Genomic DNA, 16,114 nt, shown 5'->3' on the forward strand with positions numbered 1-16,114 from the left:
TATCTGTCAATCGGTATTTACTTATAACATCATACTGGATTTTGTCGTTTATGTGAACATGATGAGAGTTCATTCGCACATCAAACTTCTTTATCGGTCCGATAAAGCATTTTTGAAAGCCTTTACAAAAACAAGGTTGACATTTAATGTTTTTTAACCAATCCTGTCGTATGAAGAACTTTCTATTGCTATATTCTGTAATACTAAGGCATACTCTAGGCAAAAGAAAGAATCCCCGTAGATCTTGTTCAAAAGTCCGCTTCTGAACAAGATCTGGTAACATCCCGGCGTTTCAAAACCTTGTAAATGCTCTATATTAATTAAGATAGCCATCTATTTCTAATACTGCTTCACAGATATACATAGGTCGGCTTAATTGAAATAAGGAGAGTTGATGCTTGGATAGAATTATAATGAAACGCCTGCTCCGCGGCTTATGGGTTATCATTGCGGCCGTTCTGATCGCCGTTGCCATATACTTGCTGTTCCCGCTTTTGTACCCTTTTGCGATTGCCTGGATTATCGCTTATGCCATGAATCCATTAGTGAAACTGCTTCAGCATCGAGCACGATTCCCGCGCTGGCTGGCTGTGACTCTTTCATTGATCCTTTATTTTGGAGCCATTGCAGTGGTGTTGTCTGCGGCGATTACCCGCATGGTGAAAGAAGTCATTTCACTTACGACAAGCTTTGATCTTCATGTTGATGAGATTAAGGACACGTTTGTGCGCTGGACCCAGAATGACACCATTCAAAGTTTGACTGCGCAGATCAATGAATTTTACAAAGAAAATCCCAACTACCAGGAAACTATTAACAGCAATATTAGTAAAACTACCGAAACAGTAGGTACAGCCGTGACCGATCTGGTCACCGGATTTTTCAACATGATTCTGAGTCTGCTGACTTCCCTGCCTAACATGGGCGCGGTATTAATCGTTGTGTTGTTGTCTACATTCTTCATTAGCAAAAGCTGGACCCGGCATGGCATTACCGTATCGGGCTGGGTGCCTTCTTCCATTCGCAAGCCAATATCAGACATATGGACTGACCTAAAAAAGGCTTTGTTTGGGTATGTAAGAGCACAATTGATCATGATCTCGATTACAGCACTATTCGTCATGATTGGACTGCTTATATTGCAAGTCAATTCAGCCTTCACCATCGCTCTGATGATTGGTTTGGTCGATCTGCTTCCTTATCTGGGTGTTGGCCTTGTCATGGTGCCTTGGGCAGCATACCTCTTTATGAATGGGGATCTGTATCTGGGTATTGGCATTAGTATTATCTATCTGATCTTATTGATCGCCCGTCAGATTATTGAACCGAAGGTACTTGCAAGTAGTGTAGGGCTCGACCCACTTGCCACGCTGGTTGGCATGTTTGTGGGTTTGAAGTTGTTCGGTGTTCTGGGCTTGATTATTGGCCCTGTCAGTCTCGTGATTCTCGATGCGTTCAATCGGGCTAACGTATTACGCGACCTTAGAACGTATATCATCAACGGACGTGTCCGATGAGGCATCATCTTATGAGCACCCAGGAAAAATAGAAAAAGGCTTCGTTCAACAGAAATTATCTGCTGAGCGGAGCCTTTTCCATTATGCATAACAACTGGTGTTTCATTTCGGACGGCGATAAAACGTAATTTTACCACTTTTCATTTTTTTCTCCAGCCACCCCAGGAAGAACAGACGGTAAACCGGACGTGTTAATGGAAATACCAGTGTAAACCCAATCAGATCCGTTACAAAACCTGGAATCAAAAGCAGGAAACCACCGACAAAAATAAAAAGACCATCGACCATTTTTCTTCCAGGTACCTTGCCACGCTCCATCTCGGTTCTGGCGTCCACAAGTACTTTTCGCCCTTCAAACTGCAACATTGCTATACCAATCAAGGACGTGAGAATCATGAGAAGCAATGTCTTTCCGGCTCCGATCCAGTCACTCATCAGAATAAAACCAAATAATTCAATCACCGGAATGATTAAGAGTAAAGCCCACATCCATTTTCGCATTGACGTATTACCCCTTTCCCGAAAGCCACACCTTTTCAAGCGCGCTGTATAGCTCAGAGGCTGCCTTATCCAGCCGAACTGGCTTCCAGTCCCCATTCACCCATACATGCTGGGTAGAACCTGTAACTAGCCGTTCACCGGGGAGTGATTCATCAGCTGACCATACCCGTTCTCCAATCGCCATATGCTCATCAGGTTCTTCAGACATGCGTCTTACGTCATACTCATAGTTCAGTCGCAGACCACTAAATGCAGCAATACGGGTGAAAATGATAATTTCATCATCATATCGGGCAGGCTTGTGATACTTCACATCCAGTCCGGTTACGGGAAGCAGTAACCCCTGTTCCTCCATTTTACGATATGTATACCCCATTTGGCGAATCATCTCGGTTCGACCGATTTCAAACCAATTCAAATAGTTCGCGTGGTAGACCACGCCCATCTGGTCACTTTCTTGATAGCGTACACGAAGACGTGCCGCATACCAGTTACCATTGCTCTGTTCTCGCACGTTATCGGCCTCCTTCGTTCTATCATTCATACGTGTTACATGGTTGTAAAGTGTCAATAAGATGGAAAAAAAGCAACGGGACAAGAACGCCCCATTGCTTCTTTCCTGTTGCTTCTCCATCCAAGACGCTATTAAGCGTTGTTTGGAATTTGGCTTACTTTAATCAGGTTGGTAGAACCGGAACGACCCAAAGGTACACCTGCTGTGATCACAACCAGGTCTCCTTCTTTAACAAGTCCGGATTTTACGCCGCCTTCAATTGCATTTTCGAACAAAGCATCCGTGGAATCAACCAGTCTTCCTTTGACAGGAGTTACACCCCAAGCCAGAGCCAAACGACGGGAAGTTCTATCTTCCGTAGTCACAGCGATGATTGGAGATTCTGGACGATACTTGGAAATCATGCGTGCAGTATGTCCTGATTCAGTCGAAGTAATGATCGCTTTTGCGTTCAAATCTTGAGCTTGGAGAGCAACCGATTGGCTGATTGCTTCTGTAACTGTTGTTTGTTGAGCAACACGTTGTTTCAGGTACAACTCTTGGTAAGGCAGAGCCGATTCTGCTTTTTCAGCAATACGGGACATAGTCAGAACAGATTCAACTGGGTATTTACCCGCAGCTGTCTCACCGGACAACATGATTGCGTCCGTACCGTCGAAGATCGCATTCGCCACGTCACTTGCTTCCGCACGTGTTGGACGCGGGTTACGTTGCATGGAATCCAGCATTTGTGTAGCTGTGATAACCGGTTTACCTGCAACGTTACATTTTTGGATCATGCGTTTTTGTACCAATGGTACTTCTTCCGCAGGAATCTCAACACCCAGGTCTCCACGAGCAACCATCAGGCCGTCAGACACTTCAAGGATTTCGTCGAGGTTATCGACACCTTGTTGGTTTTCGATTTTGGAGATGATTTGGATATGTCCAGCATTGTGTTTTTCAAGCAATTCACGAATCTCAAGTACGTCACTTGCTTTACGTACAAAAGAAGCCGCGATGAAATCGACACCTTGTTCGATACCAAATACGATATCGTTAGCGTCTTTTTCGGTGATACCCGGCAGAGAAATGGCAACGCCCGGAACGTTAACACCTTTTTTGCTTTTGATCGATCCGCCGTTAACGATACGGCATTTGATCTCGGTGCCTTGCACTTCCACCACAGTCAGTCCGATCAGACCGTCGTCGATCAGAATTGTAGATCCCGGTTCAACATCATTCGGAAGATCTGTATACGTAATGGAAAGACGTTCTTTGGTGCCCAGAATTTCTTCTGTTGTCAAAGTGATGTACTCGTCTTGAACCAATTCGATCGGTTCAACTTCGAGTTTACCTGTCCGAATTTCCGGTCCTTTGGTGTCCAGCAGGATCGCTACTGTTTTGTTTAACTCTTCGCATGCTTGGCGAATCGCAATGATCCGTCCGCCGTGCTCATCGAAATCACCGTGGGAGAAGTTCAGACGGGCCACATTCATACCGGCCATAATCAATTTTTTGGTATTCTCCAGAGATTCACTGGATGGACCAATGGTACATACAATTTTCGTTTTACGCATTTTGGGTTTCCTCCGATTTTAAAGGTATTACTCTTTATCTATTTTTCTTTTTCCAACTATTAAATTTACTATACTTTTGCTCATTTGTATAGGAAATTCGTCACATTATTCAGCATTTCCCGACAAATTACTCGCAACATCGACTTCTACAAGCTCTTGAGGGGCTTCAATTGATGCTTGAGGTTCAAACGTGACCGATCCAATTTTACGGAATTTCTCATAACGATCCTGTTTCAGCTGATCCCCGCTCCAACCCTTCATATCGTCCAGATGACGGACCAAGGCTTCACTGATGAAAGCAGCAGACGCTTCATAATCCCGATGAGCACCGCCGCGTGGTTCAGGGACAATCTCTTCAATGACTTCCATCTCGAGCAAGTCTTTGGCTGTTATTTTCATTGCTTCAGCCGCCTGATCTGCCTTGGATGCATCCTTCCAGAGAATCGAAGCAGCGCCGTTCGGAGAGATTGCAGAATAGATCGCATGCTCCAGCATCAACACACGATTACCCACAGCCATAGCGAGGGCACCGCCGCTTCCACCTTCGCCGATGACCACAACAATAACAGGAACCGATAGCTTCGCCATTTCCATCAAGTTGCGAGCAATCGCTTCCGATTGACCTCTCTCTTCTGCAGTATTACCCGGATACGCCCCTTTAGTATCAATAAACGTAATAATAGGACGGCCAAATTTGTTCGCTTGTTTCATCAGACGCAGTCCTTTTCGGAAACCTTCTGGATGAGCGCTGCCGAAAAAGCGGGCGATATTATCCTTCGTATCTTTCCCCCGCTGTTGCCCGATTACCGTTACTGTCTTTCCATTCAACTTAGCAAGTCCGCCAACAACCGCAAGATCGTCTCCGAACATGCGATCACCGTGCAGCTCAATGAAGTCTGTAAATATCAGCTGAATCAGGTCCAGCGCCGTTGGGCGCTGCTGATGACGGGCCAGATGCATCTTCTGAGCTGCTGTTATGCCAGTGTAGATCTCTTCTTCAAGTCTATGGTAACGTTCTTCCAGGCGGGCAATCTCGTCCGTAAAGTCGATGCCTTTTTCCTGTCCAAACTGTACGAGTTCATCAATCTTTTTGCGCATCTCAACCAGAGGCGCTTCATATGGCAACTCACCCGCCATTTAGACCCCTCCTTTTTCACTATGCATATCCAAAAGCTTGCCAAGAGTGGCCCGAAGTTCTTTCCGGTGCACAACCATGTCCAACTGACCATGTTGCATATTAAATTCAGCCGTCTGGAAATCATCAGGTAACTTCTGACGGATCGTCTGTTCGATAACAATTCTGCCGGCAAAACCAAATACAGCGCCAGGTTCGGCAATATTAATATCGCCCAAGCTCGCAAAACTTGCCGAGACTCCACCTGTCGTTGGGTCCGTAATGACCGAAATGTACAGCCCGCCCTGTTCATCCAAACGGGATAAAGCTGCGCTTGTTTTGGCCATTTGCATGAGGCTGAGAATACTCTCTTGCATCCGGGCACCACCTGATGTTGAGAAAATAATCAATGGCAACCGTTTCTCTGTGGCATGCTCAATGGCACGGGTAATTTTCTCCCCTACAACAGAACCCATGCTGCCTGTGAAGAAATCAAAGCTCATGACAGCCACAACTACAGGCAGGCCATCAATGGTTCCTTCCCCTGTAATTACCGCTTCCTTCAGACCCGATTTCAGACGTTGTTGCTCCAATTTGTTGCTATATCCAGGAAAGCCAAGTGGATCAACCGATATCATATCAGCATCAAACTCAACAAATCCTTGATCATCAAGTACCATAGCAATGCGCTCCATAGCGTTAAGACGCATATGGTAACCGCAGGCAGGACATACTTTCAGATTTTTCTCCAATTCCTTGCTATATTGAATGGTGCCGCATTTGCTGCACTTGTTCATAAGCCCTTCAGGTATTTCACGTTTTGGGCGTTCTAGGACTTCCTGGCCTTCGCCGGGAAGTGCACGCTCGGAAGGTATGGTAGCGTACTTCCGTTTCTTCTGGAATATATCTTTGAACACAACTACACCTCTCCAGCCGTTGATTTGATGGCCGCAACCTGCAGAGCGCTGCTTGTGGCAGCTTCATCCGCGTGTTACGGTAAACCGCTTACGACCCACACGCTGCCATGGGCCTTGTCCAGCATTCACAACAAAAAAATCCGCCGGTACAGGGCAAGGATCACCGGCTTCTGTCAGCACGATTGATGTTACCTGCAAAAACCGAAAGATTGTTGCGCCGATGTTTGAATCTATCTTGGTAGGGTCTCCGGGAGCAACCAGGTCGGTCCTTGTCCTAACAAAAAAAGAAGGAAGGACAGCAGCATACAATACATGCAAGTCGATTCCTCTCTCCGCTTACGCGATTAGTCCCTTATGTACCGATGGTACTTCTTCATCTGCCAAGGCACGTTGATGTCGAACGAATCAGGAATGCAGAATGGAATTCAGCACTTCCTGGACCTCTTCCAATTCCCCAGAAGGGACGCGAATCTCAAATTGCTGCTTGGATAAACTGATGGGACGGGTCTGTACCAGAAAACCTTCTTCCGAAAGCTTGGTCTTAATCTTGTCCGCAACCTTTGCTGTCGGTGCAATGTAAATCACCGTCCACATGCCTTGTCCGCCCCCTAAGCTAATGTTCAGAGCCCGTATATTGGACTAATGATAACATACCTCACTTTTTTTCTGCAAGAAAGGGTTCGGGACCTTTGGGGAGAATTTGGGATCATGAGGGACATTAGTCCCCCACGAATAACTCATATGGTTGACGAAATCTTCTTGTTCTTACCTCTTCCATAAGCAGCCGCAAGCTTATCAGGGCAGCCTCGGCCGCCCTTGATGACTTCATATGAGCCATTGGAGTGACAACAGCATATAAGCATGGAAATACAGGGGGTTACAGGTCTGAGGGGTATTTTTTGGCTTTAATATTTTTGTGTGCAATCCGGGCAGATGCGGCAGCCGCCACCCCTGCGACCAGATCATCCAAAAAGACATGAATGGCTGTTGTGTGTTCGTTCAAATCATGAATTACACCTATTTTTTCTTTATCCAGATAACCAAAGCTGGTTAAACCGATCATACCATACACATGAGTAATGCCGAGGGCCAGAGTCTCGTCCACTCCATACAGGGATTCATCCGCTTCCATAATAGCCTGTAACGGTTGGGGCAAGAGTTTTTTCTCCGCAAGTTCGTCGAGAGCAATACCGGTATAGAGCGTATATTGCACCTCTCGTTTCTGCAGAACGGATTTCACGCTGGTTACACAGTCGTCCAAGGTCAGTTCGGGGTGGTACCCTTTTTGCAGACGGTATACAATTGCTGCGATTGCATCAATCCGTACACCCCGCCGGGCCAGCATGGCTTCTACGATTTCATATGACATATCTCGACCTCCCGCATCAATCCCCCGAGGACCGCGAGGTCCTTCGGTGTTCTCAAGTGTATGCAGCAACCTGTTAAAATGTTCATAAAATGTGCGGATGGTTGAGACCAGTAACACCTTGGACTGATATAGGATTGTACATTCAGCGCTGAACTGTAGTGGTTCTGCAATTCGTTTGTTTAAATTATTTCGTCAGGGGAACCGTGCTAAAACAATCACAAAAAAACCTGTTCAGCATTGAGCCAAACAGGTTTCATATTATGGATAAGTGCTATCACTTACGGGACAGCCTCTTATTTAATTTTGACTGTGCCTTCACCCAGCATTTTCTCCATCTCGGAGAACAAGGTTGGTGATGGCTTAATCCGGTAGGCATCACTCAGCGCAAGCAGCTTCTGCTGCTGCTCATAGAAGAGCACTGTCGCCACAGGTCCGGGATGTTCCTGAAGCAGCTGCTTCAGACGTGCCAGAAGCTCAGGCTTCTCCGCATGCGGGGCAATCTTCACGAACACCCGCTGCTCCACAGCCCGCGGTTCGCGGCTCTGCTCCGGGCTGCCTGCCGCCTCAGCGGCACCGCCAGGCCGGGAAGCCGCCGTGGCTGCGCCCGTACCCGCCGCATCGTTGCGCGTCGCTGCCGAGCCTTGGCTCCCGCTGCTACGCACAGCGGAAGCATCCCCGCCTGCGCTGCTGCGATGCGCTTCGGCTCCTGCGCCCGCTGGCCGCCGCGGCGAAGCCGACTGCGCCGGGCGCGAAGAGCTGCCGCTGCCGGGCTTGCCGCGCCGGTCACGGCTGCGCAGCTGCTGCTCCAGTGCTGCCGGTGACAACGGCACCACTTCCTCAGCCAGCAGCTTAAACCCTTCGTCCTGCTGCTGCACTTTGGCACGCACGACGAGCAGTTCACCTTTCCCGACATGTTGCTGGCTACGCCGCCATACCTCGGGAAAGAGAACGACTTCACAGCGTTCAATCTGGTCTTCCAGCTCCATGAACGCCATAGCCTTGCCCTGTTTCGTCGTGATCGACTTCACGGACACAACCATACCCGCGGCGACTGTCATCGTGTCGTCTGCCGCCTCGGTCAGCTCCATGATCCGGTCAGCCCCACTCGATTCCAACACATCTTCATAGTCATCCAGCGGATGCCCGGAGAGATACAAGCCTAACAACTCACGCTCCAGCTCCAGTTGCTGCCCTGAGGAATAAGGAGGAATTTCCGGATATTCAATCTCCCAGTTTGGCGTCTCAACAAAGTCGAATAATTGAATCTGCAGATCCTCGCGTTCCTTGCGCCATTTCAACGCCGCCTCAACAGTTTCATCCAGCATCGCCAGCAATTGGGCCCGGTGCCCAGGTAATGTATCAAAAGCTCCGGCCTGAATCAGCGATTCAATCACACGTTTGTTGCATACACGCAGATCCACACGACGACAAAAATCGAGCAGACTGTCGAACGGTCTCTCCTGCCTTACGATCATAATGCTTTCCATTGCTTGGGTACCAACATTTTTCACAGCGGCCAGACCAAATCGTATTGCACCCGTTAATTTTTCCTCATTCGGATTATCATTAGACTCTGCAACGTTCTTCTCCGCAGAAGAGAGTTCCCCTTGCTCCGCACGCGAAGAAGACGTCTCTTGTCCTTGGTCCTTACCATTTTCCATTGAAGCAGCCGTCACCAATCCCGGTTCCTTCCGATGGTCGGATGCCTCAGGCATCGATGTGGTTGCCTGCCACTCATATCCGCCACTGTCCTCTTCCGGTCCAGGACCGGGATCATCCGGCAGAGGTGCTTCACCATATTCTGCTTGTCCCGAATGCCCATCATGCTCATGAACGCGATCTTCCCTGAGGGAGCTCTCATTACCGTTCGCGGCATGTTCTTCAGCCGAGCTTCCAGGGTTACTCTCTGCATCTGCTCCCGCATTCTGCTGCGATACATTGCTCTGATCCCCAGCTCCTGCGCGGCCGGACGGCACAAATACAGGTGTAAACAAAATACCGCTCTCATTCACATCCGGCGGAAGCACCTCCATGTCCATACGTCGACATTCCACCACGTACTCTGCCACTTTCCGATGACTGCCCATTACGGCTGTTAACATGGATGCCATAAAATGAACCGGATAATGCGCCTTCAGATACGCCGTCTGGAACGCAAGCACACCATATGCCGCGGCATGAGCACGCGGGAAGCCATAGTTGGCAAACTTGACGATCATATCGTAGACCAGGTCTGCCTCTTCTTCGCTATACCCTTGTTTCAGGCTGCCTTGTACAAAGTGTCCACGCTCCAGATACAGCACTTCCCGTTTCTTCTTGGAGACCGCTCTGCGGAGCAAATCTGCCTCACCCAACGAGAAACCCGCCATCCGGGAAGCAATCTGCATGATCTGTTCCTGATACACGATGATACCGTACGTATCTTTCAGGATAGGCTCCAGATCCACATGGGGGTAATCCACTTCAATCTGTCCATGCTTACCCTGAATGTATTTGGATATGAACTCCATCGGACCCGGACGGTACAAGGCAAGTACAGAGATTACATCTTCAAAACTACTTGGCTTCATCTCTTTCAGCACACGGCGTACCCCGGCAGATTCCAGTTGGAATATGCCCATCGTGTCCCCTCGCCCAAGCATCTCGTACGTTAACGGATCATCATCGGGGATAAGGCGGAAATCCGGAATTTCTCCATGTTCCCCAATCCAGCGTACACACCGCTCAATGATTGAGAGGGTACGTAAACCAAGAAAGTCCATCTTAAGCAACCCGATCGACTCCAGGTTTTCCATGGAATACTGGGTTAACGCTGTCCCTTCACTGCCCTCCTGAAGGGGCACCGCATCGGTCAGCGGGTCACGGGAGATAACCACTCCCGCTGCATGCGTCGAAGCATGGCGTGGCATACCTTCGACCTTCATCGCCATATCCAGCAGTTCACGCGTCTTGGGCTTGGTTTCATACAGCGCCTTCAGTTCAGGTGTAGCTTCCATGGCCCGCTCGATGTTAATGCCAAGCTGCGCCGGAATCAGCTTGGCAGCCTTGTCCACTTCACCATAAGGCACATTCAGGGCCCGCCCAACATCACGTACAGCTGCACGGGCAGCCATCGTTCCAAACGTAATAATCTGGGCGACATGGGCTTTGCCATATTTATGAGCGACATAATCAATGACCTCATCCCGCCGTTCATCGCTGAAGTCAATATCAATATCCGGCATGGAGATCCGCTCGGGATTCAGGAATCGTTCGAAGAGCAGGTTGTATTTCATCGGATCCACATCGGTGATGTGCAACGTGTATGCTACCAAACTTCCTGCCGAGGAGCCACGGCCTGGTCCAGTAACAATGCCTTGCTTATGCGCATAGGCGATAAAATCCCAGACAATCAGGAAATAATCCGAGAATCCCATGCTGTCGATTATACCCAGCTCATACGCCAATCGTTGTTCGAGTTCGGATCGAAGCTCCGCATCTGTCCAACGTGTGGACTGCGCATAACGATCCTCCATTCCTTCTTCGCACAGCTGACGCAGATACGCCGAAGGGCTGAGTCCATCAGGAAGCGGTCTGTATTCCGGCAAAATCGATTTGCCGAATTCCAGCTTCAATTCACAGGACTCTGCAATGCGGACGGTGTTTGCCAGAGCTTCCGGTACATGAGGAAACAGACGAGCCATCTCTTCTTCACTTTTCAGATAGAGCTGATTGGTTCCAATCCGAAGCCGATTCTCATCATCCACGGTCTTGCCCGTTCCGATACAGATCAGCACATCCTGAAGCTCAGCATCCTCTTCAGACAGATAATGCGCATCATTGGTCGCTACAAGCGGAATCTCAAGCTCAGCAGCCAGTTTGATCAACTGCGGATTCACCCTTTTTTGCTCGGAAAGTCCATGATCCTGAAGTTCCAGATAGAAGTCGTCACCAAAGATATTTTTGTAGCGTAACGCCGCACGTCTTGCCTCTTCTTCTCGCCCATGCAGCAGATGCTGTGGTACTTCACCACCCAGACACGCGCTTAGACAGATAATGCCCTCATGATGGGCAGCCAGACTTTCCATATCTACACGGGGTTTGTAATGAAAACCCTCGAGATGTCCAATCGAGCACAATTTCATCAGATTACGGTAACCCGTCATATTTTTGGCCAGCAAAATCAAATGATGAATCGGTTGATCCTTGCGGCTTCCCCGCTCTTTGCGGGACCCTGCTGTCATGTATGCCTCGCACCCTATAATCGGCTTGATGCCTCTCTCCATACATGCTTTATAAAAAGGAATTGCACCATACATCACGCCATGGTCGGTCAGCGCAAGTGTCGTCATTCCGAGATCTGCAGCCTTATTCACGAGATCCGGAATACGCGCAGCGCCGTCCAGCAAACTGTATTCGCTGTGAACGTGCAAATGCACAAAAGAACTCATGTTTTTTTCTTCCTTTCGCCGCAGATAGTCGCAGCATCGATCTTCTGATCCGTCTGCTACCCTATCTATCTCATATATATGAATTAAATAAATAATAAATGGAATCCCCATATTAGAATTTGTAACAACCTCTTAAAAGGAGACTTTATTATTCTATTTTATCATAACGTTCGGGGGCACGCCCATACAATAGAAGTACAAGCCGCTCCCCCTGTGACAGACCGAAGACAGGAGGTGTGCTGCTAGGTCTGAAAGGGGTGTTGCCAGTGAGCACATTTTTGTCCAAAGCCATTCTTGATTTCTTTATTGCGTTTGGAATCGTGCTGGGCGGCGCGATGATCGGAGGTATTGGAGCCGTGATCTCTCTTCAGCCTCCGACACAGACGATGCTCGATATTTCTGGGAAAATAAAGATATGGGCACTCGCAGCCGCTGTTGGCGGCACAATAGATCCCATGCGTGTCATCGAGAGCAATTTCCTGGATGGTAACCTGTCTCCGGCGGTCAAACAAATCCTGTATTTGATCTCTGCTTTTATGGGCGCGCATATGGGAACCGAGCTGGTGAAATGGGTGTGCGGCGGAGGCCGGAGCTAATATGAGACAGGAACAGCGTTCATGAGAATTCCGCCATTTGCCCGTTACCGCCCGCTGATGCGAATGACCGCTGTGTTTGTTCTGGGAATGATCGCTGGATGTGTCGTCTACAACGGCGTATTTCACCTGAGTTACAATGCGTTGTGGCTGAACAATCAGGAGCTGCAGCTTCAGCTGCATCAGAATGAGGAGGATATCAAAACGCTGAAAAAATACAGTAAACGCCAAACCGTTATCAAGGAAATCAAGGTCCGTGCAGAAGAATCGGATAAGGGGCCAGACGAGGCTTCTCTGAAAGTGATGTTACAGAAGCTCGGAGACGAACTCGAGGTACTTCGTGGCAGAGATGTATTCAACATCGACGAGTATAGCAAAATGACGCGAATTATGCTGAATCAGAAAGTGTACTCGGTCAGGGAAAAGGAGTACACCGTTCAGGTCAAAACGATGCTGGTTATGGAAGGCGTACTGCAAGTTTGGGTACAGATTCGCATGCACGTTCCTGCGTAACACAAGGATAATAGCAAAAAACTGCCCTTGTCTGCATCTCTGCATGGTACAATAAGGGCAGTAAATGCTTTCCAGAAAAGGAGCTGCGTCTTTGTGTTCATTGATGTACTCAAATATGCTCTAATCGCCATCTTTGCTGTTGCCATGGTTTTTGCAGCGTTGAACAGTATTCGTTCACACAGAAGCTCGGATGCTGCCAGCGCCGGTCTGTACCGTTCGTGGACAAATATCTGGATGGGTGGCATGCTTGTTGTTCTTGCCCTGATCCTGATGTTTGTATTCACGGGTTCCACTTTATCTGTGATTGTGGAAGCGCTATTTCTGATTATGGGTGCGTATAATGTATTTGCCGGAATACGTAACCGCAGTTATTATGCGCGGCTTCAACAACGGTCCAGTAATGGATCAGGTAAAACCTCTGGACAATCTGCATAATTCGTTGAAGTGTTATTGTTGTGTCTGCAAAAAGAGAGTACTTCCCTTCATTAAGCAAAGCCAGAACCGCGCGACAGCGCAACCCGGCAGAGCTTCTCGATCAGGGAGTACTCTCTTTGTTTATGCCCGAGGCAACGTACCCTATTAGGCATGGTCAATCGACTGCAATGTCATTACCGCTTTGCATACCACACTGCCTTCACGGGTAACCACAATGTCCATTTTGCACGTTCGACGGCTGGTTTCCAGAATTAACGGTCGAACCAGGATCTGATCCTCAATCTGCACCGGTCGAACAAAATACGTCGTTACATTATCCACCACATGGTCGTTCCCTGTAACATCCCACGCTGCCCGCCGGCCAGCCTGTGTCATCACATTCAACAGAACACCTTCGGAGATCGTACCCAGATCCGTTGCCATCTGAGGAATGATGAATCCGTGAAATAACAATTCGTTCTGTTCACCGCGCTCCTCGGCAAACCCGTTCCAGATCAGATGATCAAACGTCTCTCCCAGTTGTGGCTGCTTCTGTGCATCCCGCATCGCCTGAAGCACTTCCTTGCGTGTGACGGACGCAATCAGTTTGCGATTCCGATCCACGATTGGTAGAAAATCGATGCCTTCCCAAGTCATAATCTGGGCAGCAGAAGCAAGAGATGTCTGCAATGAGGCCGTAATCGGGCGGCGTATCACACATTTCTCAATACTTTGATCTTCTTTCAGCTCACTGACATCCTTCAGACTCACAATCCCGATGACCCGGTTCCATTCATCCACCACCGGGAAGCGATGTTCACCTGTCTCCGAAACCAACATATGAAAATCTGCGGCTGAACTGGTCACCTTCAGCACCTGCAAGCGAGGTTTCTGACCAATGATATCCTCAACAAGCATAATTTTTTTCTTAATCAGCCGGTCGAAGATCGCACGGTTAATCATTGAAGCCACCGTGAATGTATCATGTCTGGATGAAATAATCGGTAGCCCAAGCTCGTCAGCCATAATTCTTACTTCTCGGCTTGTCCCAAAACCACCCGTAATCAACACGCCCGCTCCCTGTTCGAGGGCAAGCGAGTGAGCATCTTCACGGTTACCTACAATCAGCAGACTCCCAGCGTCAATATAACGGGCCATTGCCTGTTCTTTCATCGCACCAATCACATACTTGTGCAGCGGTTTGGCGAGACCTTCGTTCCCCCCCAGCACATGGCCTTCCACAATGGTCACAACATCAGCAAAGGTCAACTGTTCCGACATGCCCCGAGGTCTCTTCTCGATCCGCACCGTTCCAATTCGTTCCTTGGTCACGACCAGCCCGAAGTTCTCCGCCTCTTTCACCGCACGATACGCTGTCCCTTCACTTACACCCAGCTCCCGCGCAAGTCCACGTACTGATATTTTGCTGCCAACCTTCAGTTGTTCAATATGTTGAAGTAACTGTTCATGCTTCGTGACGTTCTCTTCCTGTCCGTCCAACTGTACCACCCCCGAAGATGCATCTGTACTATACTGTATCTATTATAACACGGCTCTAGGAAAATAACCCCACCTCTACCCATTCTCATAGGCAAGTTCGCCATCTGAATTTAATCATCTGATTAACCTCTAATTCTGTATGTACCAAAAAAGACCGGCCCCCTTGTATCAAGGGATTCCGGTCTTCCATGTTGGATCTCATACTGTACCTTATACAGACTCGCTCCGCTCCTGCTTGTCCAGCAGTTTCATCTCCCACTGCCGCAGCTTCGCCCGGCGAACGGCTTCCAGTGCACGCTTCTTCTCTTCATCCACACCGAGAATAAAATGCAGATGTGCACCAACGATTAATAAGGAGAACAGCACCCATACGATGCCAAAAATATTAACCCAGTCCATTCCTCCAGCAAAAGAAATCCGCGGCAGTGCAATGACCAGCATCGACAACGCAATAAGCAGATAGATCACATGTTTTGCTTTTTTCAACCTCTTCACCATTCACAGCTCCTTCGTTCTTGATCGACTCTATATGTCTAGTCTATGAACGATAAGGAGCCAATATGAAAGGTTCAGGTAAAAAAACAAGACAACCTTTTAGTACGTGTTCAAAAAGATCAGTTTTCAGTACCGAGAAGATGGAATGAAGCTAGAAATGGAGTAGCGGAGCGTAGGACAACTACGTGAGCAACCGCAATGTTTCCGCAGGAAACAACCTTCGTAAGCCCACACTTATTTCGGCTGAATTTCATATTCGATGCTGATGATGCCGCTAGGCATCCTTCGTAATCAAAAGTGGACTTTTTGAACTACCTTTTTACGCTTCAGCACCACCGTACAGATGACCCAGGCTGTCAGCAATAATTTTGTTCACGTCTTCAATGATGACACTGAGGCGACGCTCCGCATCAAACAAGCGACGGATGTTCAGATTCAAGCTCAGTACTTCGAACAGTTTCTCCATTTTCTCCATCTCATCCGGAGCTGGCATATCCCCGCTCATCATACGTTGTTGCAGTTCCATTTGTTGATCACGGAAGTTATCCAACATTGCTTTTGCATCCGGATCAGCTTCAATCAGCTTCATCGCGGAAGTAATCTCTTCCACCTCGCTGCTTTCTCTCAGTGCTTTGGCCAAATCATTGGCTTTGTCATAAATGTTCACTATTATTCCTC

16 protein-coding genes are annotated in these 16,114 nt (G+C 48.4%); 4 read left to right on the plus strand and 12 right to left on the minus strand.

Annotated elements, in window-relative coordinates:
- Positions 1-398 precede the first annotated feature (398 nt).
- On the plus strand, positions 399-1,517 hold the full coding sequence (gene ytvI, locus MHI14_RS21380) for a sporulation integral membrane protein YtvI (RefSeq protein ID WP_091032547.1): 1,119 nt from the start codon (positions 399-401) through the stop codon (positions 1,515-1,517).
- Between the two features lie 102 nt (positions 1,518-1,619).
- On the opposite strand, the gene MHI14_RS21385 is transcribed toward ytvI, so the two are convergent.
- The 9 genes from MHI14_RS21385 to MHI14_RS21425 form a co-directional block, all read right to left on the minus strand.
- On the minus strand, positions 1,620-2,018 hold the full coding sequence (locus tag MHI14_RS21385; RefSeq protein ID WP_341131163.1) for an FxsA family protein: 399 nt from the start codon (positions 2,016-2,018) through the stop codon (positions 1,620-1,622).
- 7 nt (positions 2,019-2,025) lie between these two features.
- On the minus strand, positions 2,026-2,532 hold the full coding sequence (locus MHI14_RS21390; protein ID WP_249911213.1) for an acyl-CoA thioesterase: 507 nt from the start codon (positions 2,530-2,532) through the stop codon (positions 2,026-2,028).
- 131 nt (positions 2,533-2,663) lie between these two features.
- The gene (gene pyk, locus MHI14_RS21395) at positions 2,664-4,091 is read right to left on the minus strand and encodes a pyruvate kinase (protein WP_017689492.1); all 1,428 of its coding nucleotides are present in this window, start codon (positions 4,089-4,091) and stop codon (positions 2,664-2,666) included.
- A 105-nt stretch (positions 4,092-4,196) separates the two neighbouring features.
- Positions 4,197-5,228 carry an acetyl-CoA carboxylase carboxyltransferase subunit alpha gene (locus MHI14_RS21400; protein WP_091032554.1) on the minus strand — a complete coding sequence of 344 codons (1,032 nt, stop codon included), beginning with the start codon at positions 5,226-5,228 and terminating at the stop codon, positions 4,197-4,199.
- The gene (gene accD, locus MHI14_RS21405) at positions 5,229-6,122 is read right to left on the minus strand and encodes an acetyl-CoA carboxylase, carboxyltransferase subunit beta (protein ID WP_036609844.1); all 894 of its coding nucleotides are present in this window, start codon (positions 6,120-6,122) and stop codon (positions 5,229-5,231) included.
- Positions 6,123-6,185: 63 nt separating this feature from the next.
- A complete protein-coding gene (locus MHI14_RS21410; RefSeq protein WP_036609848.1) occupies positions 6,186-6,440 on the minus strand; it encodes a hypothetical protein in 255 nt (84 codons plus the stop codon).
- Positions 6,441-6,527: 87 nt separating this feature from the next.
- Positions 6,528-6,716: a hypothetical protein gene (locus tag MHI14_RS21415; protein ID WP_017689496.1), complete on the minus strand. Its 189-nt coding sequence runs from the start codon at positions 6,714-6,716 to the stop codon at positions 6,528-6,530.
- A gap of 283 nt (positions 6,717-6,999) precedes the next feature.
- Entirely contained in the window at positions 7,000-7,491 is a 492-nt protein-coding gene (locus tag MHI14_RS21420) for a phosphatidylglycerophosphatase A family protein (protein ID WP_036609851.1), read from the minus strand.
- 293 nt (positions 7,492-7,784) lie between these two features.
- Positions 7,785-11,921: a DNA polymerase III subunit alpha gene (locus MHI14_RS21425; RefSeq protein WP_341131164.1), complete on the minus strand. Its 4,137-nt coding sequence runs from the start codon at positions 11,919-11,921 to the stop codon at positions 7,785-7,787.
- A 266-nt stretch (positions 11,922-12,187) separates the two neighbouring features.
- Between MHI14_RS21425 and MHI14_RS21430 the strand changes: the two genes are divergently transcribed.
- The 3 genes from MHI14_RS21430 to MHI14_RS21440 all read left to right on the plus strand — a co-directional run bounded on the left by MHI14_RS21430 (position 12,188) and on the right by MHI14_RS21440 (position 13,462).
- Positions 12,188-12,517, plus strand: a complete 330-nt coding sequence (locus MHI14_RS21430) for a YtrH family sporulation protein (protein ID WP_026081169.1) — start codon at positions 12,188-12,190, stop codon at positions 12,515-12,517.
- A gap of 21 nt (positions 12,518-12,538) precedes the next feature.
- Positions 12,539-13,027, plus strand: a complete 489-nt coding sequence (locus MHI14_RS21435) for a hypothetical protein (RefSeq protein ID WP_341131165.1) — start codon at positions 12,539-12,541, stop codon at positions 13,025-13,027.
- 93 nt (positions 13,028-13,120) lie between these two features.
- Positions 13,121-13,462, plus strand: coding sequence for a YtpI family protein (locus MHI14_RS21440; protein ID WP_017689501.1), 342 nt, complete (start codon positions 13,121-13,123; stop codon positions 13,460-13,462).
- 144 nt (positions 13,463-13,606) lie between these two features.
- On the opposite strand, the gene MHI14_RS21445 is transcribed toward MHI14_RS21440, so the two are convergent.
- The 3 genes from MHI14_RS21445 to MHI14_RS21455 form a co-directional block, all read right to left on the minus strand.
- Positions 13,607-14,941 (minus strand): DRTGG domain-containing protein, encoded by a 1,335-nt coding sequence (locus MHI14_RS21445; protein WP_036609860.1) that lies wholly within the window; start codon positions 14,939-14,941, stop codon positions 13,607-13,609.
- A 210-nt stretch (positions 14,942-15,151) separates the two neighbouring features.
- Positions 15,152-15,436, minus strand: a complete 285-nt coding sequence (locus tag MHI14_RS21450) for a hypothetical protein (RefSeq protein WP_085981456.1) — start codon at positions 15,434-15,436, stop codon at positions 15,152-15,154.
- Positions 15,437-15,755: 319 nt separating this feature from the next.
- A complete protein-coding gene (locus tag MHI14_RS21455) occupies positions 15,756-16,103 on the minus strand; it encodes a YlbF family regulator (RefSeq protein ID WP_036609862.1) in 348 nt (115 codons plus the stop codon).
- Positions 16,104-16,114: the final 11 nt, after the last annotated feature.

The organism is Paenibacillus sp. FSL K6-2393 (assembly GCF_038002545.1).
Classification (GTDB): domain Bacteria; phylum Bacillota; class Bacilli; order Paenibacillales; family Paenibacillaceae; genus Paenibacillus.

Coding starts and splice junctions, on each gene's coding strand:
- MHI14_RS21385 (WP_341131163.1), bottom strand. CDS start 2,018: ATGCGAAAATGGATGTGGGCTTTACTCTTAATCATTCCGGTGATTGAA.
- pyk (WP_017689492.1), bottom strand. CDS start 4,091: ATGCGTAAAACGAAAATTGTATGTACCATTGGTCCATCCAGTGAATCT.
- MHI14_RS21400 (WP_091032554.1), bottom strand. CDS start 5,228: ATGGCGGGTGAGTTGCCATATGAAGCGCCTCTGGTTGAGATGCGCAAA.
- MHI14_RS21415 (WP_017689496.1), bottom strand. CDS start 6,716: ATGTGGACGGTGATTTACATTGCACCGACAGCAAAGGTTGCGGACAAG.
- MHI14_RS21420 (WP_036609851.1), bottom strand. CDS start 7,491: ATGTCATATGAAATCGTAGAAGCCATGCTGGCCCGGCGGGGTGTACGG.
- MHI14_RS21425 (WP_341131164.1), bottom strand. CDS start 11,921: ATGAGTTCTTTTGTGCATTTGCACGTTCACAGCGAATACAGTTTGCTG.
- MHI14_RS21435 (WP_341131165.1), top strand. CDS start 12,539: ATGAGAATTCCGCCATTTGCCCGTTACCGCCCGCTGATGCGAATGACC.